General features: G+C 74.3%; 15 protein-coding genes. 3 read left to right on the plus strand and 12 right to left on the minus strand.

Going from position 1 to position 18,560, the window contains the following annotated elements; all coding sequences use genetic code 11:
* The first annotated feature begins 82 nt into the window (after nucleotides 1-82).
* On the plus strand, nucleotides 83-646 hold the full coding sequence (gene aroQ, locus ACSUPR_RS05840) for a gamma subclass chorismate mutase AroQ (RefSeq protein ID WP_436889920.1): 564 nt from the start codon (nucleotides 83-85) through the stop codon (nucleotides 644-646).
* 6 nt (nucleotides 647-652) lie between these two features.
* Here aroQ and ACSUPR_RS05845 read toward each other — a convergent pair whose 3' ends face one another.
* On the minus strand, nucleotides 653-1,162 hold the full coding sequence (locus ACSUPR_RS05845) for a DUF6309 family protein (RefSeq protein ID WP_436889922.1): 510 nt from the start codon (nucleotides 1,160-1,162) through the stop codon (nucleotides 653-655).
* 105 nt (nucleotides 1,163-1,267) lie between these two features.
* On the opposite strand from ACSUPR_RS05845, the gene ACSUPR_RS05850 reads away from it, so the two are divergent.
* Nucleotides 1,268-1,558: a hypothetical protein gene (locus ACSUPR_RS05850; RefSeq protein WP_436889923.1), complete on the plus strand. Its 291-nt coding sequence runs from the start codon at nucleotides 1,268-1,270 to the stop codon at nucleotides 1,556-1,558.
* 106 nt (nucleotides 1,559-1,664) lie between these two features.
* Here ACSUPR_RS05850 and ACSUPR_RS05855 read toward each other — a convergent pair whose 3' ends face one another.
* From ACSUPR_RS05855 to ACSUPR_RS05880, 6 genes are all read right to left on the minus strand, one after another.
* Complete coding sequence (locus ACSUPR_RS05855) at nucleotides 1,665-2,504, minus strand: DUF2382 domain-containing protein (RefSeq protein WP_436889924.1); 840 nt, start codon at nucleotides 2,502-2,504, stop codon at nucleotides 1,665-1,667.
* A 213-nt stretch (nucleotides 2,505-2,717) separates the two neighbouring features.
* A complete protein-coding gene (locus tag ACSUPR_RS05860) occupies nucleotides 2,718-3,920 on the minus strand; it encodes a right-handed parallel beta-helix repeat-containing protein (protein ID WP_436889925.1) in 1,203 nt (400 codons plus the stop codon).
* Nucleotides 3,921-4,324: 404 nt separating this feature from the next.
* On the minus strand, nucleotides 4,325-5,515 hold the full coding sequence (locus ACSUPR_RS05865; RefSeq protein WP_436889926.1) for an amidohydrolase: 1,191 nt from the start codon (nucleotides 5,513-5,515) through the stop codon (nucleotides 4,325-4,327).
* A 174-nt stretch (nucleotides 5,516-5,689) separates the two neighbouring features.
* Nucleotides 5,690-6,487 carry an FAD-dependent thymidylate synthase gene (gene thyX / locus ACSUPR_RS05870; RefSeq protein WP_436889927.1) on the minus strand — a complete coding sequence of 266 codons (798 nt, stop codon included), beginning with the start codon at nucleotides 6,485-6,487 and terminating at the stop codon, nucleotides 5,690-5,692.
* Nucleotides 6,488-7,161: 674 nt separating this feature from the next.
* Nucleotides 7,162-7,302 (minus strand): GPGG-motif small membrane protein, encoded by a 141-nt coding sequence (locus tag ACSUPR_RS05875; RefSeq protein WP_436889929.1) that lies wholly within the window; start codon nucleotides 7,300-7,302, stop codon nucleotides 7,162-7,164.
* Nucleotides 7,303-7,433: 131 nt separating this feature from the next.
* The gene (locus tag ACSUPR_RS05880; protein WP_436889930.1) at nucleotides 7,434-9,656 is read right to left on the minus strand and encodes an anthranilate synthase component I; all 2,223 of its coding nucleotides are present in this window, start codon (nucleotides 9,654-9,656) and stop codon (nucleotides 7,434-7,436) included.
* 359 nt (nucleotides 9,657-10,015) lie between these two features.
* Between ACSUPR_RS05880 and ACSUPR_RS05885 the strand changes: the two genes are divergently transcribed.
* Nucleotides 10,016-12,286: a HelD family protein gene (locus ACSUPR_RS05885; protein ID WP_436889932.1), complete on the plus strand. Its 2,271-nt coding sequence runs from the start codon at nucleotides 10,016-10,018 to the stop codon at nucleotides 12,284-12,286.
* A gap of 270 nt (nucleotides 12,287-12,556) precedes the next feature.
* Here the strand turns inward: ACSUPR_RS05885 and idi are convergent, their stop codons facing one another.
* The 5 genes from idi to ACSUPR_RS05910 form a co-directional block, all read right to left on the minus strand.
* Nucleotides 12,557-13,168, minus strand: a complete 612-nt coding sequence (idi, locus tag ACSUPR_RS05890; protein WP_436889933.1) for an isopentenyl-diphosphate Delta-isomerase — start codon at nucleotides 13,166-13,168, stop codon at nucleotides 12,557-12,559.
* A 162-nt stretch (nucleotides 13,169-13,330) separates the two neighbouring features.
* Nucleotides 13,331-14,212: a geranyl diphosphate 2-C-methyltransferase gene (locus tag ACSUPR_RS05895; protein WP_436889934.1), complete on the minus strand. Its 882-nt coding sequence runs from the start codon at nucleotides 14,210-14,212 to the stop codon at nucleotides 13,331-13,333.
* A gap of 103 nt (nucleotides 14,213-14,315) precedes the next feature.
* Nucleotides 14,316-15,548, minus strand: a complete 1,233-nt coding sequence (locus ACSUPR_RS05900) for a family 2 encapsulin nanocompartment cargo protein terpene cyclase (protein WP_436889936.1) — start codon at nucleotides 15,546-15,548, stop codon at nucleotides 14,316-14,318.
* An 86-nt stretch (nucleotides 15,549-15,634) separates the two neighbouring features.
* Entirely contained in the window at nucleotides 15,635-17,035 is a 1,401-nt protein-coding gene (locus ACSUPR_RS05905) for a family 2B encapsulin nanocompartment shell protein (RefSeq protein ID WP_436889937.1), read from the minus strand.
* A gap of 459 nt (nucleotides 17,036-17,494) precedes the next feature.
* The gene (locus ACSUPR_RS05910) at nucleotides 17,495-18,340 is read right to left on the minus strand and encodes a hypothetical protein (protein ID WP_436889938.1); all 846 of its coding nucleotides are present in this window, start codon (nucleotides 18,338-18,340) and stop codon (nucleotides 17,495-17,497) included.
* Between the last annotated feature and the right edge of the window lie 220 nt (nucleotides 18,341-18,560).

Below are 18,560 nucleotides of genomic sequence, written 5' to 3' on the forward strand. Positions count from 1 at the left end.
CGGATCGACCGCTTTCACCAACGATTCGCGTTCTTGTGGTTACACTCCGGATGTCCTCCTCCCGTCTTCCGAGAGGTTCACCGTGCGCGTCCTCGCCGTCACCATCGCTTCGGCGGTCGTCCTCGCCTGTGCCACCACCGCCTCGGCGCACACCGCCCCCGCGGCGTCCGTCGTCCTGGCCCCGGTCGTGGAGCTGTCGGCCGACCGGCTGGCCGTCGCCGAGCTGGTCGCGGCGGCCAAGTGGCACAGCGGCGACCCCGTCGAGGCGCCCGAGCGGGAGGCGACGGTGCTGGCCCGGACGGAGCGGTCCGCCCTCGCCCTGGGCGGCGACCCGGCCGCGGCGCTGGCGGTGATGCGCGACCAGATCGAGGCCAACAAGGTGATCCAGCGGAGCCGGCACGCCGACTGGTACGCCCACCCGGACCGGAGCCCGGCCACCGCCCCGGACCTGGCCGGGGCCCGCGCCGAGCTGGACCGGATCACCCCGGCCCTGGTGGGCGCGCTCACCGAGGCCGGGGCCGGACCGGCCGCCCCGGGCTGCGAGGCGGAGCTGTCCCGCACGGCCCGCCGGGTCGCGGCCGAGCGCGGCCTGGACCTCCCGGGCCGCACCGCCCTGGCCGTGTCCCTGTCCTCGGTGTGCGGCTGACCCGCGTCATCCGGCCAGGTAGGCCTCCGCCTCCTCCGGGAGCCGGTCCCACAGGGACCAGGCGAGCATGCGGTGCAGCCCGTCCAGGTGGGTGACGGCGTCGCGCCGCTCGACACGCTCGTAGTAGGGGTGGTCGATGGCGCCCGCGCTCAGGAACAGCGGCGAGTACGGGGCCGCGGCCTGCCGGGACAGCTTGCTCCAGCAGTCGGGGTTGGTGTCGGCGTAGTCGCGGCGCCACTCCCGCAGGACGCGGACCGCCTCGGCGACGGTGGCACCGGCCGGGGGCACCGGCTCGCGCTCCCCGTACTCGCCGACGTGCCAGGGCAGCAGGATCGCGGCGACGTCGTCCCCGGTCAGGGCGACCCGGTGCCACCGGCCGCCGCGCTGCTCCCCGGCCAGCCGCAGGACCCCCTCGGCGTACTCGTTGCACGCCCGGGAGGCGGGGTCGGGCGCCGGGTGGGTGTCCCGGAACCGCCGGACGACGTCGTCGGTGGTGAGGGCTTCGAAGGTGCGCACGGGGGTGGGTCCTCGTCTGACGGCCGCGGGACGGCATCCACCCTAGACGTCCCGGCCCCGGGAGGGCATCCCGGTGCCCGCACACGAGCCGCTCGGGAAGTGTCCATGCCGCGCCGCCGTCCCGGATCCCTCCGGGCCGCCGTCCCGACCCGCCGCCGCCATCGCCTCGGCGGCGGGTTCCCCGTACCCGGGCTGTCCGGGGCGGCCGGCGCCGAGATCGCCGTCATCGAGCAGCAGCGCTGCGACCTGTACCCCGGCGGGGTCGCCGAGATGTTCGGCCAGTGGGCGTGGTTCGTCCGCCTCCCCCGGCGCCGCCTGTGGGATCCCTCCTCGGGTCCCCCTTCCACGACCCGTGGCAGGCCCGCTCCCTGCTGGACGCCGTGGCCTGCGCCATGACCCCCCACCGCGCCGGGGAGCTCCGGGCACGGCTGCGGGAACTCGACGCCCTCTACCGACGCGGCGGCGGCCGCCCGGGGAGCCCGGGCGGCCGCCGCGGCGGGTGTCAGCGCCCGCCCGTGGTGTCGTCGCCGTCCTCGAACTCGATGCGCTCGGAGCGGCGCTCGCCCTCGACGTGCTCCTCGTGGGTCACCTCGCGCTTGCGCACGTGGATCTCCTCCACCGGCACCTGCCGCTTGGAGACCACCGGGCGCTCCTCGTAGAGGGTGAAGGTCTCCTCCCCCTCCTCCATGGAGTGCGCGTCCGTGACGTCGGCGGGGTCGGTGATCGGGCGGCGCTCGACCTCCAGCTCCTCGTGGCCGACCGGGACGGTCTCGTCGAACCGCTCCGTGTCGACGTGGCGCCTCATGCGGGCCTGCCCGGCCTCGCGGCGCTCCACGCCGATGTCGACCTCCTCCTCGGAGCGGATGATGACCTCGTCGTCGGCGCCCCTGTCCGCCGCGGGCGCGCCGGTGCCCGCGGGACCGGTCGCGCGGGGCGGCGCCCCGGTCGGCTCGGCCCACCCCTCGGACTCCGCGCCGGGCCGCCCGGTGGCGTTCGGGTCCACCGTGCCCGGGGTGCGCCCCTGGGCGGTCGGCGCGTGCGCCGCGTAGTAGTCGCGGACCTCCCGCTCCTCACTGGGCGAGATGTGGTCCTTGGCGTCGATGTTGGGGGCGTCCTTCACGGTGGACTTGTCGTAGGGGACCTGGATGTCCTCCTGGACGGGACGCGCCCCCTGGAGGGGGACCAGCGTCTCCCTCATGCCGAACAGTCCGGTGTGGACGGAGGCCCAGGTCGCGTCGCCGGTGCGGTCGTCCAGGTACACCCGGGCGATCTTCCCGATGTTGTTGCCCTCCTCGTCCAACACGTGGTGTCCCACGAACCTCTCCGCGCGGTGGCCTGCCATGGTCTCTCCCCCTTCACCGGTCGACGGACGGGACGCCCGCCCTACATCACGCGGCTCTACCCGATCTGAACAGTGAAAACGCCGTTTTTCCCGAATCAGGGAAGAGATGGTCAGGGTTTGGCCCTGTTTGGCGGTCCGTCGACCCCGCCTTGACCGCCCCGTGCACGCGCGGCGCCGGGGCGGGCCGTGTGCGGCGGCCCGCCCCGGCCGGGTTCAGCAGCTGTTGTCGCGGCTGTTCACCCAGGTGATGTCGCGGACGACGGTGCCGACCGCGCACGGGTTCTCGTTGAGGACGGTGTCGACCAGGCGCAGGTTCCGCAGGGTCACCCCAGAGGTGTTGGCGAACCCGGACCGGGCGGCGATCCGGATGTCGCCCGGTCCGGCGATGGTCCCCCCGGCGAGGGTGACGTTGTGGCAGTTCTCCACCAGGACGGCGTTGCTCCCCGTGCGGGAGACGTCCACGCGGTCGACGACCAGGCCGCCGCTCTCGGAGACGCAGAAGATGCCCCGGCCGCCGCCGCGGGCACGGACCTCCCCGACCCTGATGTTGGTCGGGTAGCCGCTGCCGACGCGGCCGTTGCGGTTGGCCGTGCGGAAGGCGGCGTACCCCGTCCCGGTCCCGGCGTCCACCGCGTCGACCAGGCCGACCGTGGCGTTGACGGTGTCGTTGAGCAGCAGGCCGGAGTAGCCGGTGCCGCGGGCGGTGACCGTGCCGATGGTCAGCCCGTCGACGCCGTAGGTCTCCACGCCGTGGTTGTCGGTGCCGGAGACGTACACGTCGTCGATGCGGATGTCGCGGGCCTCGCGGACGGCGTCGTTGTCGCGGCTGTCGACCCGCACGCCCAGGCCGCCCGACAGGCGCAGGTCGAGCCGCCCCAGGTGGACGTTGCTGGAGGTGCGCACCCACACGCCGAAGTACGGGCGCCCGGTGAGGGACAGGTGGGGAACGGCGACGTCCCGGGCGTGGCGGATCCGGACCGCCGCGTTGCCGCCGGTGGGCGTGCCGGTGACGTTGATGGTGCCGCAGACCTCCAGGGAGGTGTGGCTGGGCAGGTCGAGGGAGGCGTTGGCGGGCATGGAGCCGGAGGCGCGCACCACGACGCGCTCGCGCCAGGTGCGGCCCGGGGTGAGCCCGTTGACCGCGGCGCGCATGGCCGCGAGCATGTCGCCGCCCTGGTAGAGGGTGGTGCCTCCGGCGCGGGCGGTGTAGGTGGAGCCGTTCTGGGTGACCTCGGTGTGGGAGCCGCCGTCGCCGCAGGCGGCGGAGGCCTGCCGGACGGCGGGTTCCGCGGCGGCGGCGAGGGCTGCGGGTTCGGGGCCGGGGTCGGCGAGGACCGCCGCGCCGACGGCCAGGGCCGCGGCGAGGGCGGCGCCGAGCAGGGCGCGGCGCCGGGTTCGGGGGGTCGGGGGTCTCATGGGAAGGGCCTTTCTCCTTCGCACGGCCGCGATTCCTCGCGGAACGTGAGCGGGTGGTGACAGGAGCGCTCCCGGAATCCGGAACCTAACACGGAAAGCGCATTCCCGATACCCCGCCGAATCGCCGCGCCATCCTGGAGGCGCCCCCGGATCCGGGGCCCCGACGCCTTCCACCTGCGGCGGTCCCGCCGCTCCGCCCTCCCCTCCGCGCGGCATGCGCGGTGCCGGACGGACCGCGACCCTCCCGGCACCGCGGACCGTCCCGCCCGAGCGCGCTCTGCCCCGCGGCCCTCCCCACACCGCGGGGCCCGGCCCTCTCCGGGAGGCGGCCGGGCCCCGCGCCCGCGGCCTCCCGGCCGAGGTCGCGCCCGGAACGGTGCACCCGCCCGGAGGGCGCGCCCGGGTCAGACGAGGGATCCGTCCCGGGCTACCACGCGCCCCGCCCGCACCACCAGGTTCCGCGGCGGCAGGTCCACCACCACCTGGGGCGTGCACTCGCCCTCCACCAGGACGAAGTCCGCCGGGGCGCCGGGGGCGAAGTCCGCCGCGGGCAGCCCCATGACGGCCGCCCCGCCGTGGGCGGCGGTGTCCAGGGCCGCTTCCAGCTGCCCGTCGGTCCGGGCCCGCGAGACCCTGGCGAGCTGGTGGGCGCGGTGCAGCATGTCCGCGTCGCCGAACGGGCTCCAGGCGTCGCGGACCCCGTCCGAGCCCAGTCCCACGAGCACCCCGTGTCGGCGCAGCCGCTCCACCGGCAGCACCCGCGCGGGGTCGGAGGCGACGGTGGTCAGGGCCACCCCGGCCGCGCCCAGGGCCGCGGCCAGCGCGTCGAGCCCGTCCCCGGCGGCGGGAACCGCGAAGGCGTGGCCGACCGTCACCCTCCCGCCCAGGTCCAGGGCGCGGGTGCGCTCGGCGATGGCGTACAGGGTGCGGACCCCGCTCTCCCCGTCCTCGTGCAGGTGGATGTCGACCCCGGCGCCGTACCGGTCGGCCAGGCCGAACACCAGGTCGAGCTGGCCCTCGGGGTCCCCGTCGAACCCGGTGGGGTCGATGCCGCCGACGAGGTCCGCGGCCCCGGTGCGCAGCGCCTCCTCCATCAGCTCCGCCGTGCCGGGCGCCCGCCGCACCCCGTGCTGGGGGAACGCGACGACCTGCACGTCCAGGGCGTGGGCGAGGTTGCGCGCGGCGGCCCGCACACCCTCGACCCCGGCCAGCCCGTAGGCGGGGGCGATGTCGGCGTGGGCGCGCATCGCCCGGGTGCCGCGGGTGACGGCGTGGCCCATCAGGCGTTCGGCGCGCACCCCCACGGGGGTGGGCAGGGAGGCGAACACCTCGGCGTCCTGCTCCCCCAGCTCGGCGATGCCGCGCGCCGGACGGCGCGAGTACCAGGGCTCGCCCCAGGTGGTCTTGTCCGGGTGGATGTGCGCGTCGACCAGGGTCGGCAGCGCGACGCGGCCGCCGCAGTCGACGACCTCGGCCCCGTCGGCGGGTCCGGCCGGCCCGGCGGCCACGCGGCCGTCGACCACGGTGAGGTCGAGGGGGGCGCCGCCCAGGGGGCGCAGGTTCCGGAAGATCGTGGTGCGGGGGTGTGCGGTCACGTGGGGTCCCTCCCGGGTCGGCGCGGCGGGCCCCGGGTGGCGGGCGTCCCCGCGCGAGAGATCGGCCGTCGGCTCATCCCGACGATCAACGGTATACCACTAATCTCCCCGTGCACACGCCGACGGCGCGGGGCTTCGTGCCCCGCGCCGCCGCGGTGGTCCCTCGGGGAACGGTCAGACCTTGCGCCACTGGGGCACCCAGGCGCCGTCCTCCACGGTGTAGTCGCCGAACAGCGCCGGGGCCTCCTCCTGGAGGGTCTCGCCGATGCGGTGGAAGAGCAGCCGGATCTCCTCCTCCGCACCGGGCGCGGTGCGGGCCTCCAGTGTGTGGCGCAGGGTGCGCACGTTGGCGGTCCACACCAGCCCGGTGGCCACGCCCTCGGGGGCGAAGCGGCGCATGAAGGAGGTCTTGTGCTTCTTCTCCGCGAACTTCACGCCCTCGTCGTCGAGGCCGAAGTGGTCGGCCATCCAGAGCTGGAACTCCTCCATCTGCGCCAGCATGGCCTCGGCGCGCTCCATCAGCTCCGGGTCGTCCTGGGCCCACTCCGGGAACCAGAACGGCAGGTCGGTCAGGCGCACGAACCGCAGCGACTCCTGCGAGATCGCCACACCCGGCCGGTGCCGGATCAGCTCGTGGGTGAGCACCCGGGACACGTTGTGCAGCACGAACCCGAAGTTCACGTGCTCCAGGACCGAGCCGTGCAGGCTGGCCAGGATGTTGCCCAGGTAGGCGTCCTGGTCGGTGCGCACCCGCGTGACGTTGGGGTTCAGGCCCGGCTCCCAGGAGCGGTAGCACAGCCGCCCGGCGAACTCGGCGAGGTTCTGCGGGTCGTTGAGGTGCTCGTCCAGCTCACCCCGGTCGAAGCGCCCCAGCCAGGACTCCCCGCCGACCTCCTTGAGGTACTCGGCGATCGCGTCGTAGTCCAGTTGCGGACGCGAGATCAGTCGGACCTGCGGCTCGACCCTCTTCACTGCACTGCCTCCCGTGTCATGGCCCCGGACCCCGGGCACGCGTGAGCGCCGTGACCTGGGGGTTTCGGGGGCACGGGGCGTGTGACAGGAGTGGGGGCCGATCAGCCTCCCACGAGGGTACACGCCCCGGGAGCACGGGCGGCGGCCGCACGCGGCGGGTGACCGGGGCCGGTCTGCCGGGCGCCGGCGCCCGGTGCGGCCGGGAACACCGCCCCCGCCGCGGATCCCGCACCTGGAGCCCTGGAACCCCGGGCGCCCGACGCGCCTCCGGGAAGGTCCTGCCGCCCGCGACGGCCGGTGGCCCGACGCCGCACGCATCCCGGGGCCGGTGCCCGGAGGCCCCGGGCGGGGGGACGGAGGCGGTCCGCGCCGCCGTCGCCCCGGGCCGGTGCCCCCGGATGCGGGACCGCGTCCGTCACGGGAGGCCGGGCGCGCCTGGGGAGGGACGGCCGGGCGCCGTTCGGGGCGGCGTGTGCGCGGCGGCCGGGGGCGGGCTCCCCGGGAGCCGGACGGGCTCGGGGGACCACCCGGTCCACCGGGCACTTCTTCCGCTGGTTCCGGGTACGGGAGAACCGCGCGGCCCCGCGGTGCGACCGCTGGTCGCACCGCGGGGCCGCGCGGCAGGGTGGCGGGTGACGCGCCGTGGCGGCGCGCCACCCGGGTCAGGGCCGGTGTCAGATACCGAAGAAGTAACCGGGCGTGAGGAACAGGCCGAGCACGATGGCGATGATGCCCCACAGGAGCTGACCGCGGACCACGCCCAGGACGCCGGCGATGAGAAGGATGATTCCGAGGATTGTCAGCAAAATACCCATGCACAACCACTGACCGATAACGAAACGATCAAACGTTCCGGTGTGGCACAAATGCCGACACACCCTGGAACCGGGCACTTCCTCGCAGGCGAGCGGGGCCGAGAGTGAACCGGGTCACATAACATCCCGCTTCACCGGGCCCCGCCGCGGGCGAGCCGCAGCGCCCGGGCCACGATCTCCTCGCCGACCGAGGCGGTGAGGATCGACTCCGGGTGGAACTGCACGGCGTAGCGCCGGTTCTCCCGGTCCTCCACCGCCATCACCACCGGCTCCTCCCCCTCGGCCTCGATGACGGCGGTGACCTCGTAGTTCTTCACCTGGTCCGGCAGCGCGTAGGTGGAGTGGTAGCGCGCCGCCTGGAACACCCCGTCCTCGCCCAGTTCCGCCACGAGCTCCCCGCCCAGCGCCCGCACCCGGCCCGGCTTGCCGTGCACCGGCTCGTCCAGGGTGCGCAGCTCGCCGCCCGCGTGCTCCACCATGCCCTGCAGGCCCAGGCACACCCCGAACACCGGCAGGCGGCGGGTGTGCAGCTCGTCGAGCAGCCCCGCCATCCCGAAGTCGGCGGGCAGGCCCGGCCCGGGCGAGAGCACCACCAGGTCCGGGGCCAGCCGGTCCAGCAGCTCCGGATCGAACCCGTAGCGGACCGTGGTGACCTCCGCCCCGTGGCGGCGCACGTAGTCGGCCAGGGTGTTGACGAAGGAGTCCTCGTGGTCCACGAGCAGCACCCTCATCCCCTCGCCCGGGCGCTCCGCGGCGGCCCGCTCCGGGGCCGGTGCCTGGGCCTGCGCGCCGGCGGCCGGAGCCTGCTCGCTCAGGGCCAGCGTCTCCAGCAGGGCGCGCGCCTTGAGGAAGGTCTCGCGCTCCTCGGCCTCGGGGTCGGAGTCGTAGAGCAGGGTGGCCCCCACCCGCACCGCCGCGACGCCGTCCCGGATGTGGGCGGTGCGCAGGGTCAGGCCGGTGTTCATCGACCCGTCGAAGTTGATCACCCCGACGGCGCCACCGTACCAGCGGCGGGGGCTGGTCTCGTTCTGCTCGATGAACCGCATCGCCCAGGTCTTGGGGGCGCCGGTGACGGTGACCGCCCACATGTGGGTGAGGAAGGCGTCCAGGGCGTCGAACTCCCGGCGCAGGGTGCCCTCGATGTGGTCGACGGTGTGGATGAGCCGCGAGTACATCTCGATCTGGCGGCGGCCGATCACCCGGACACTGCCCGGTTCGCACACCCGTGACTTGTCGTTGCGGTCGACGTCGGTGCACATGGTGAGCTCGGACTTCTCCTTGACGGAGGAGAGCAGCTCCTGGATGTTCTCGGCGTCGCCCAGGGCGTCCTCGCCGCGGCGGATGGTGCCGGAGATGGGGCAGGTCTCCACCCGCTGGCCCCGGCCGGGCTCGCCGCTGACCCGAACGAACATCTCCGGGGAGGCGCCGACCAGGTACTCGCCCCCGCCCAGGTTGAAGAAGAACTCGTAGGGGGCGGGGTTGCGCTCGCGCAGGAGCTCGTAGAAGCGGGCGGGCGAGGAGCAGCGGGCGTAGGTGCGGTGGCCGGGGACGACCTCGAACAGGTCGCCGCGGCGGAACTTCTCCTTGGCGCGGGCCACCACCTCGGCGTAGGAGCCGGGCTCGGGGCCGTCGGGCACCTCGGCGGCGACCACCGCGGGGGTGGGGTCGGTGGTGCGCTCCAGCCCGCGGGTGTCGCCCCCGTCCCGGCCCCCGGCGGCCGGGACGGTGAAGTCGTAGGTGTAGCGGACGCACGTCTCGCGCTTGCGGTCGCGCACGATGATCGCGTCGGGCAGGTGCAGGACGAGGTCGCGGTCGTCGGGGTCGCGGTCGATGTGCCGCTCGATGGGCTCGAACTGGAAGGCCAGGTCGTAGCCGAAGGCGCCGTACAGGCCCAGATTGGGGTCCTCCGGGGCGCTCAGGACGTCGATGACGGCGCGCAGCGCGGTGAAGACGCTGGGGCGGCGGCTGCGCTCCTCCTCCGTGAAGAACACGCCCGGGTCGGGCTCGGGGACGGTGACCGCGGCGTGGCCGGGTCCGCGCTCGAAGTCCGTCCCGGTGGGCTCCAGGGCGTCGGCGACGACGGGGAGCAGTACGCGGCCGCGCTCGTTGAGGGCGGTGGCGGTGACCCGGCGCCCGCGGGCGGTCAGCTCCAGGCACGGGTCCACGTACCCCAGGTGCCAGCGGTCGTAGCGGCCCGGGTACTCCATGCCGGAGGAGAGGACGCCGCCGCGGCGGGTCTCGACGTCGCGGACGAGGTCGGTGAGGACCTCCGGGTCGCAGGGCGCGGACCCGCGGTGGACGGTCACTCCGCCCCGGGTGCGGTACGTGGTGGTCTGTGCGTCGCTGGGTGTCACGGCCGGTCCTTCGGGCGCTGGTCGGGCGGGGTGGGCTGCGCCGGCCGGGGCCGTGAACGAGAGAACGACCGCCGGTCCGGGGCGGTCGCTGCGAGAGATACGCGAAACGTCGGCGCCGCCTAGGAGCGGCGCCACCACTGGGCCTGAACGGAGGTGTTTCGCATGGGGCAGAGTGTAGCGGGCCCGCGGACCGCTGAGGAGCCCTCCGGGGAAATCCGCCGGGAACGTGTCGCGGGCCGGGGCCGCCCGGCGGGCGCGGGTGGTATGCCCGGAGCGCCGCGTGCTACGGTAGGGGACTCCGCGTAGAGAAAATCAAGAACAGTCTTGATATCAACGCCTATTTTACCAGAAGGATCCCAGTGAGTCAAACCGCTCCCGCAGCACGGTCGTCCGAACGGGAGGCCCTGGCCGCCGAGCAGGCCCGGGTCACCGCGATGTACGAGCGGCTGGACGAACTGCGCGCCCGTACCGCGCGGCGGCTCTCCGACGCCCACCTCCAGGACCGCACCGGCTACGCCGCCCTGGTGGAGCGGGAGACCCGCGCCTACGAGCACGCCCGGGAGCGCGCCCGCCTGGGCGCGGTCGAGGAGGGCCTGTGCTTCGGCCGGATCGACCTCGCCCACGACGACGGCCCCGAGGCCCGCTACATCGGGCGGATCGGCCTGCGCGACGCCGAGCACGAGACCATCCTGGTGGACTGGCGGGCCCCGGCCGCCCGCCCCTTCTACGCCGCCACCCCCGGCGACCCGCACGGTGTGACCCGCCGCCGCCACCTGCGGGTGCGCCGCCGCCGGGTGGTCGGCCTGGACGACGAGGTGTTCGACGCCGACCGGCTCAGCGACACCGACCGCCGCCAGCTCGTCGGCGAGGCGGCCCTGCTCGCCGCGCTGCGCGGCGGCCGCACCGGGCGCATGGGCGACATCGTCGCCACCATCCAGACCGAGCAGGACCGGGTGATCCGGGCCCGGCTCGACGGGGTGCTCGTGGTCCAGGGCGGGCCCGGCACCGGCAAGACCGTGGCCGCCCTGCACCGCGCCGCCTACCTGCTCTACACCCACCGCGCCGTGCTGGAGCGGCGCGGCGTCCTGGTGGTGGGGCCCAACCCCGCGTTCCTGCGCTACATCGGCGACGTCCTGCCCTCCCTGGGCGAGACCGACGTGGTCATGCGCACCGTCGGCGGCCTCTTCCCCGGTGTGTCCGCGGTCCGCCACGACCCCTACGGGGTCGCCGCCCTCAAGGGCGACACCCGCATCGCCGGCCTGGTCCGCGCCGCCGTCCGGGACCGCCAGCGCACGCCGCGCGAGGCGTTCGGCACCGGCGACCTGGTGGTGGAGACCGACGCCGGGGCGCTGACCGTGCCCGAGCAGGCCTGCGAGCGCATCGTGCGCACCGCGCGGGGCCTGCGCCTGGCCCACAACGTCGCCCGCAAGTACGCCGTCAACGCGTTCCTGGAGGAGCTGGCCCGGGCCGAGGCCGCGCTGCTGGGCCGCCCCCTGGCCGAGGAGGACGTGCGGTTCGTCGGCGAGCGCCTGTGGCACGAGGACCCGGTGCGCGAGGCCCTGGATGCGCTGTGGCCGGACCTGACCCCGCAGCGGCTGCTGCGGGAGCTCTTCGCCGACCCCGCCGCCCTGGCCCGGGCCGGTGCGGAGGCCGGGTACCCCCCCGACCGGACCGCCCTGCTCCACCGCGCCGCCGACGGTCCGCGGGACTGGACCGTGCAGGACGTGCCCCTGCTCGACGAGGCCGCCGAGCTGCTGGGCCGCGACGACTCGGGGCGCCGGGCCCGGGCGCGCCGGGCCGCCGCCGAGCGCGACGCCGAGGAGCGCTACGCCCAGGGCGTGCTGGAGTACACCGGCCTGGCCGAGGACGGGATGATGAGCGCCGCCGACCTGGCCGCCCGCCACCGCGACGGCGGGCCCGACCGCACCACCGCCGAGCTCGCCGCGGGCGACCGGGAGTGGACCTACGGGCACGTCATCGTCGACGAGGCCCAGGAGCTGTCGCCGATGGCCTGGCGCACGGTGATGCGCCGGGTGCCCACCCGCTCCCTCACCGTCGTGGGAGACCTCGCCCAGACCGGCAGCGCCGCGGGCGCGTCCTCCTGGACCGACGTCCTGGAGCCGTACGCCCCCGGCAAGGTGCACGTGGAGCGGCTGCGGGTGAACTACCGCACGCCCGCGCCGATCATGGCCGTGGCCGCCGACGTGCTGCGCGACGCCGCGCCGGACGAGGAGCCCCCGGAGTCGGTGCGCGAGGACGGCGCCCCGCCGCGGGCCGTGCCGCTGCCGGCCGACCTGGCGGGCCTTGCCGCCCTGGTGGAGGCCGAGCGGGAGGAGACGGGCGGGGGCAAGGTCGCGGTGATCACCGCCGACGACCGGATCGCGGCGGTGCGGGCCGCCCTGCCGGGGGCCGCCCGCGCCGAGGACCTGGAGCAGGACGCGGTGGCGCTGACCGCCACCGAGGCCAAGGGGCTGGAGTTCGACGCCGTGGTGGTCGTGGACCCCGACGCCCTGCTGGCGGCGCCGCGCGGCGCCAACGACCTGTACGTGGCCCTGACCCGCGCCACCCGTCGCCTGGCCGTCGCGCACACCGCCCCGCTCCCGCCCGTGCTGTCCCGGCTGGAGGGGTGAGGCGGAGGGTCCCCGGGTGCGGGGCCGTGCGGACCGGCGGGACGCCCCGGCGGCGACGCCCCTCACCCGCGGACACGCCCTGCCGGGCGGCGGAACGGTCCGGGCCGCGGGCACGGCGGCCCGGGCACGGCGGGGAACAGGGCGACGGCGGCGGTGTGCGCCCGGGCACGGCGGGCCGTGCCCGGGTCCGGGCACGGCCCTCACGGGCAGGACCGGGAGGCGGGGCCGCGGCACGGCCCCGCGGCCGGGCGGTACCGGGTCCGCGCCCGGCTACCAGCCCGCTCCGGGCGCCAGCTCCCGCAGCCGCGGGCGGGCGGCGTCCCAGACCGTGGCGAACCACACCGAGAACGGCTCTGCGGCGCGCAGCCGCTCCAGCTCGTCGGGGCCCACCGCCCGGACCTCCTCGACCTCCGCCGGGTCGGGGTCGGCCGGGCGGTCCAGACGGCCGACGAAGAGGTGGTTGAACTCGTGCTCCACCAGACCCGACGCCGGGTCGGGGTGGCGGTAGGTCACCGTGCCCGCCTCGCGCAGCAGGGCGGGCGCCGCCCCCAGCTCCTCCCCCACCCGGCGCACGGCGGCGATGAGCGGCCGCTCCTGCGGGTAGGGGTGGCCGCAGCAGGTGTTGGACCACACCCCGGGCGAGTGGTACTTGCCGCGGGCGCGGCGCTGGAGCAGCAGGCGGCCGTCCGCGTCCACGAGGAAGACGGAGAACGCCCGGTGCAGCATCCCCGGGGAGCGGTGGGCCGACAGCTTCTCCGCGACACCGGTGGTGGTCCCGTGCTCGTCCACCAGTTCCAGCAGGATCGGGTCCGGGCCCGCGCCCGCGGTGTCGGGGGGCGCGGCCGGGTGCTCGTGGGGTGCGGTGCTCGGGGAGTGGGGCATGGCCGTCCTCGGGTTCGGTGCGGATGCGGGGCCGCGCCCGCCGGAGGGCGGGCACGGCGGTGCGCCGGGGTCCGGGGCGCTCCGCCCGGAGGCGGCCGGGGCCGCTCCGGGCTGCGGGAGGTGTCCGGGCGGCGGGGCGGCGCTCCCCGCGGCCCGGACGCCTCAGATGCGGTCGGCGGCGATGAGCAGGTAGTGGAAGCTGCGCTCGCGGTAGGCGGTCAGGAACGGCTCCTCGACACCGGTGGCGACGGAGGAGCGGGCGCGCAGCTCCCAGTAGGGGATGGTGGCGTCGGTCAGGTCCACCACGGAGATGGGGACCAGGCCGTTGGCGGCCATCGCCTTGAAGTAGGCGCTGCGCGGGTGGATGTTGCAGGTGTAGTGCTCGTCGATCCGGCTGACCGCCTTGGACCGGCCGCCGGTCACGTCGTTGTAGCAGCCGGTGATCGTCACGTAGCGGCCGCCGTGGCGGAGCAGGCGGGCGTGCTCGGCGAAGAGCTCGTACAGGTCCACGTACATGGTGGACTCGTTGTTCCAGCTGGCGCTGAGCGAGCCGGTCTCGAAGCCGGTGTCGAGCATGTTGCGGAAGTGGAAGCGCACCCTGTCGTCCACCCCGCGCTCGCGGGCCTGGTCGTTGGCGAAGTCCACCTGCTTGCGCGAGATGCTCACCCCGTCCACGCTGCAGCCGAACCGGGCGTTGGCCATGAAGCTCGTCCCGCCGCGGCCCGAGCCGGTGTCCATGATCCGGTCCTGGGGGCCCAGCGGGCCCAGGTGGTCGAGCAGCAGGTCGGCCTGGGCGGTCTCCAGGCGGTGCATCTCCTCGATGATGCGCCGGTCCCGGGTCTCCTCCGGCCCCTCCAGGACGGAGGGGTCGTAGTCCCCCACCCCGTAGTGGTGGTGGAAGAGGCCGTCCACCTCGCCGAGGCGGATGTTGACCGGGTCCTGCTCGGCGTTCCAGTAGGCGGCCACCGACTCCTGGTAGGCGGTGCGCAGGACCTTCTCCGGGGTCGAGGGCGCGCTCGAGGGCGCGGGCATGGTGTCGGTCATCGGGAGGGAACTCCTTGTCGTGGTGGTGTTCCGGGGCGGGGCCCCGGTGCGTGCGGAAAACGTGTGCGGCGCGGTCCTGGCGGTCGTGGCGGTGGCGCCGGCGTCAGGCCGGGGCGGCCTCGGCGGGCCGGTGGTAGCGGGCGGTGCTGGCGTGCCACTCGCGGCTGCCGCCCATCCAGGCCCACAGGCCCCACAGGAACCGGCCGAGTTCGGGCGGGCCGGTGGCGGCCAGCGCGGCGGCCTCGGCCTCGAAGGTGTGCATGAGCTCGTCGTGGATCTCGACGGTGCGCACCATCGCCTCCCGGGCCGAGCAGCCGTCCTCGGTCTCGATGAGCCGGGGCAGGCTGAAGTCGTCGACGTCCTCCTTGCCCATGGAGTAGAGGTCGTTGACGATGACACTGGCCGACCCCGCCAGGGTGAACGCCCGGCGCACCTCGGGTCGGCCGAACTGCTCGGCGGGCAGCTCGTACCCGGCCACCGGGTCGATGAGGGCCATGCAGGGCACGAAGCTGTTCTCGTGCCGGTGCATGAGGAACTCCCACACCGGCGGGCGCTGGCCGGTCGTGTACCAGACGCCCTCCTGGTTGTAGGCGACGAACATGATGGCCAGCTCGTGCCGGAGCCTGCGCACCTGCTGCCAGGTGGCGTACCGGCCCAGGTTCTCGATGCTGGAGCGCAGGGCCACCGCCACCGGGTCGGCCCGCACCACGCGCTCCAGCTCGGGCGCGTAGCGGCGCGGCAGGTGGGCCTGGTCGATCACCGAGTGGGCGATGGCCAGGCGCTGCCCGAGCAGGTCGTGCCGGGCCTCCTCGACCTCGCCGTCGACGTAGTGGTCGTCCACCGACCACTCGGCCAGGGCGCACTTGGCGGCCGCCAGCAGGCGGTCGGGGTCGTCGGTCTCGGGGTGGGCGAGCATGATGAGCCGCCCGAACCCGGCCGAGCGCACCCGGTCGAGCTGGCCCGGGTAGACCCCGACCTCCTCGGCCCACTCCACGAGCCGGTCGTCGACCTCGTCCCCCAGGGCGGGGTCGTCGCGCATCGCCGGAGGGCAGTACAGGACGGGGACGGGGTCGTTCTCTCCGCCCGCGACCCGGGTCACGGACCCCGCAGGCCCGGACGGCGCGGGAGCCGGCCCGGGCGCGGCCGCACCCGCCGGGGCCAGGCCCGGCGGGTGGACCGGCAGCGAGAGCCCGCCGGCGCCGCGGCCGCCCGGTGCCGCGTCCCGCAGCGGCAGCTCGGCGGGGCCGGGGCGTCTGGGGTCGCGCAGCAGCGCGTCCACCAGCGCCGCCGTCTCGGACGCGGCGGGTGCCGCGAACATCCTGGACAGCGAGGACACCGTCTCACCCCTCCTTCGTCGGTGTCGTCCGCGGCGATGCCGGCGGCATCGCCCGCGCCGGCCATGCCGGCCGGGTCGGTGAGGCGTCAGGCACGCGGCTTGACCTCGATGTTCTCCAGGATCCCGACGGCGTCGGGCACCAGGATCGCGGCGGAGTAGTAGGTGCTGACCAGGTAGGAGATGACGGCCCTGTCGTCGATGCCCATGAACCGGGCGCTGAGCCCCGGCTCCACCTCGTCGGGCAGCCCGGTCTGGTGCAGGCCGATGACGCCCTCGTTGTCCTCGCCCGTACGCACGGCGATGATCGAGGAGGTCCGGTGCTCGGTGACCGGGATCTTGCCGCAGGGCAGCAGCGGGATGCCCCGCCAGGCGGGGACCCGGTGGCCGTTCATCTCGACGCTGTCCATGGACAGGCCGCGCTTGTTGCACTCCTTGGCGAACGCCGCGATCGCCTTGGGGTGCGCGTACATGAACTGGGTGTTGCGGCGCATCGTGATGAGGTCGTCCAGGTCGTCCGGGGTGGGCGGTCCCTGGTGCGCCTGAATGCGCTGGCCGAAGTCGGCGTTGTTGAGCAGGCCGAAGTCCTTGTTGTTGACCAGCTCGTGCTCCTGGCGCTCGCGCAGCGCCTCGATGGTCAGCCGCAGCTGGTGCTCGGTCTGGTTCATCGGCTTGTTGTAGAGGTCGGCGACCCGGCTGTGGATGCGCAGCACGGTCTGGGCGACGCTGAGCTCGTACTCGCGCGGCTTGAGCTCGTAGTCGACGAAGGTCTGCGGCAGCTCGAACTCGCCCTCGTGGCCCGAGGCCAGCTCGATCTCGGCCTCGCCGTGCTTGTTCTGGCGCTTCTGGGGCAGGTCGCGGAACAGCTCGACGTGGAAGCGCAGCAGCTCGGAGCGCTCCTGCGCCTCGTCGAAGTCCTGCCGGGTCAGGCAGAGGAGCACGCCGGCGGTCTCGGCCTTGGCGGTGAAGCCCCAGGCCGGGGATTCCTCCACCAGGTACGGCTCGCCGAACTGGTCGCCGTCGGCGAGCACGTCGAGGCGGTCGGTGCTGCCGTAGCGGCCGGTGGCGACGCGGCTCACCCGGCCGTGCACGATCAGGTACAGGCGGTCGGCGGGGGAGCCCTCGGTGACCAGGACCTCTCCCGGCTCGAACTCCTGCATGGTGAACCGGTCGGCGAGCTCGGTGAGCACCTCCTCGTCGTCGAAGCCGCGCAGCACGGCGAGCTCGCCGAGCTCGCGCGGGATGACCTGCACCTGCGATCCGGTCTGGTGGAACTCGATCCGGCCGTCGCCGAGGGTGTAGCTCATGCGGCGGTTGACCCGGTAGACACCGCCCTCGGTCTGCACCCAGGGCAGGGTCCTGAGCACCCAGCGGGAGCTCTTGCCCTGCATCTGCGGGGCGGATTTGGTGGTCGTGGCCAGATTCCGCGCGGCGGCGGTGCTCAGGCTCTTCTGCTGACCGCTACGCACCTCGGGGGCTTCGGTCGACATCGGCCGTCTCTCTCCTGTGTCGTGTGAGGGTCCCCGCTCCGCACCCGACGAAAGGGACACCGGAACAGGAATGAAAAAGGTTCGATTCGGTCGCTCACGGCAGGGCCGGAGGCGTCGCGCCGATGCGCACACCCGACCCCGAAAGCGCTGATCACGCTAGAGGAGAGGCGCCGGAACCCGCAAGAGAACGACGATTTTTCCCCACGAATAGCCGGACTCCGGGATCCCATAAACCAAATCTACGAAGTCCCTTAAAATAAACCCCTGCGACCTTTTACGAGACCCGCATATCACACACATCAGAAAGATCACGACATAACGCCACCCGATCCCTGATTACCACCGGAGAGCAAAATACCCAAGGCACACAAAAGCCGCGCCCCCGCCATGGGGGCGCGGCCGGGCCCTCGGGTCTAGGTCCTCCCCCGGCCCGGGATTCCGGTCACCGGTGAGCGGCGCTCACGTACCCCGGATGGCCCCGCACTCCTCCAGGTCCCGCCCGGCGTCGATGTCGTAGGGGTCGTCCTCGACGAACCCCCTGGGACGCTCCCCCCGCGGCATCTCGTCGGCGTAGGCGGGGGTGATCGTGACCTGGTCGTTCAGGCAGTGCACGGGGCCGACCGTGCGCCACCAGTTCGGCTGCACCTGCCAGCCGCCCTCGCCGTCCCCGTAGAAGGAGACCTCGCCGTAGTGCGAGGCGACCAGCCGTACCGACACCTTCTCCCCGGGCCGGGCGACCGGGCGCACGATCGTGTACTCGGTGTGGACGGCCAGGTACTTCCACCCGTTCGCGTCCTCGGCGGTCTGCGCCCGCATGTGGCCGTCCACCTTCACCACGTCGCCGATCGGCTCGGCGGAGCCGGGCGTCAGGTGGAAGAGCAGGCCCCGGGTGTCCATCACGGGGTCCTCGTGCCCGGCGTGCTCGTCGTACCACTCGCGGGTGCGGCGGTCGAGCAGCGACCGGAAGCGCGAGTCGTCGCCCTCGAACACCGCCGCCTCGTCCAGGTACACCGCCTCCAGCAGGTCCCCGGTGATGTCGTAGGCGAGCTGGACCCGGTCGGCGGGGTACTCCCCGATCCCGGCCGCCTCGGGGACCTCGAACGCCTCGGCGTAGTCCTGCGCCTCGGTCCCGCCGAACGGGTCGTCGCGGTCGACCTCGTCGAACGAGAGCGGGTATCCGGTCACGTCCCGCACGACGTCGTCCAGCAGCCGCTCGGCGGGCGCACAGCCGGTGAGGGCGGTCGCCGCGACCGCCGCCGCGCACAGCACCGCGGCCGACCTCAGGGGCACGGGGTTCAGGGGCATGGGGGAATCCTGTCTTCACTTATCGGGGGATATGCGAACTTCGCACAGTTTTATCCCATCCCCCCGACACTCCCCCACCCCACCCGCCCCACCGCGAACGGACGCGCCGCCCCGCCACCTACACCCGCCATGAGCTTTCACTCCGCGTTACCCGGAAAACGCATAACGAGGTTTCCTGCCGTCCGGCAGCCATAGGATCGCTTCCCCGCTCACCCGAGAA

Origin of the sequence: Nocardiopsis dassonvillei, assembly GCF_964273065.1 — a bacterium.
Classification (GTDB): Bacteria; Actinomycetota; Actinomycetes; order Streptosporangiales; family Streptosporangiaceae; genus Nocardiopsis; species Nocardiopsis dassonvillei_B.

Coding starts and splice junctions, on each gene's coding strand:
- idi (WP_436889933.1), bottom strand. CDS start 13,168: ATGCCCCACTCCCCGAGCACCGCACCCCACGAGCACCCGGCCGCGCCC.
- ACSUPR_RS05895 (WP_436889934.1), bottom strand. CDS start 14,212: ATGACCGACACCATGCCCGCGCCCTCGAGCGCGCCCTCGACCCCGGAG.
- ACSUPR_RS05910 (WP_436889938.1), bottom strand. CDS start 18,340: ATGCCCCTGAACCCCGTGCCCCTGAGGTCGGCCGCGGTGCTGTGCGCG.
- ACSUPR_RS05875 (WP_436889929.1), bottom strand. CDS start 7,302: ATGGGTATTTTGCTGACAATCCTCGGAATCATCCTTCTCATCGCCGGC.
- ACSUPR_RS05850 (WP_436889923.1), top strand. CDS start 1,268: ATGCCGCGCCGCCGTCCCGGATCCCTCCGGGCCGCCGTCCCGACCCGC.
- ACSUPR_RS05905 (WP_436889937.1), bottom strand. CDS start 17,035: ATGTCGACCGAAGCCCCCGAGGTGCGTAGCGGTCAGCAGAAGAGCCTG.
- ACSUPR_RS05855 (WP_436889924.1), bottom strand. CDS start 2,504: ATGGCAGGCCACCGCGCGGAGAGGTTCGTGGGACACCACGTGTTGGAC.
- ACSUPR_RS05860 (WP_436889925.1), bottom strand. CDS start 3,920: ATGAGACCCCCGACCCCCCGAACCCGGCGCCGCGCCCTGCTCGGCGCC.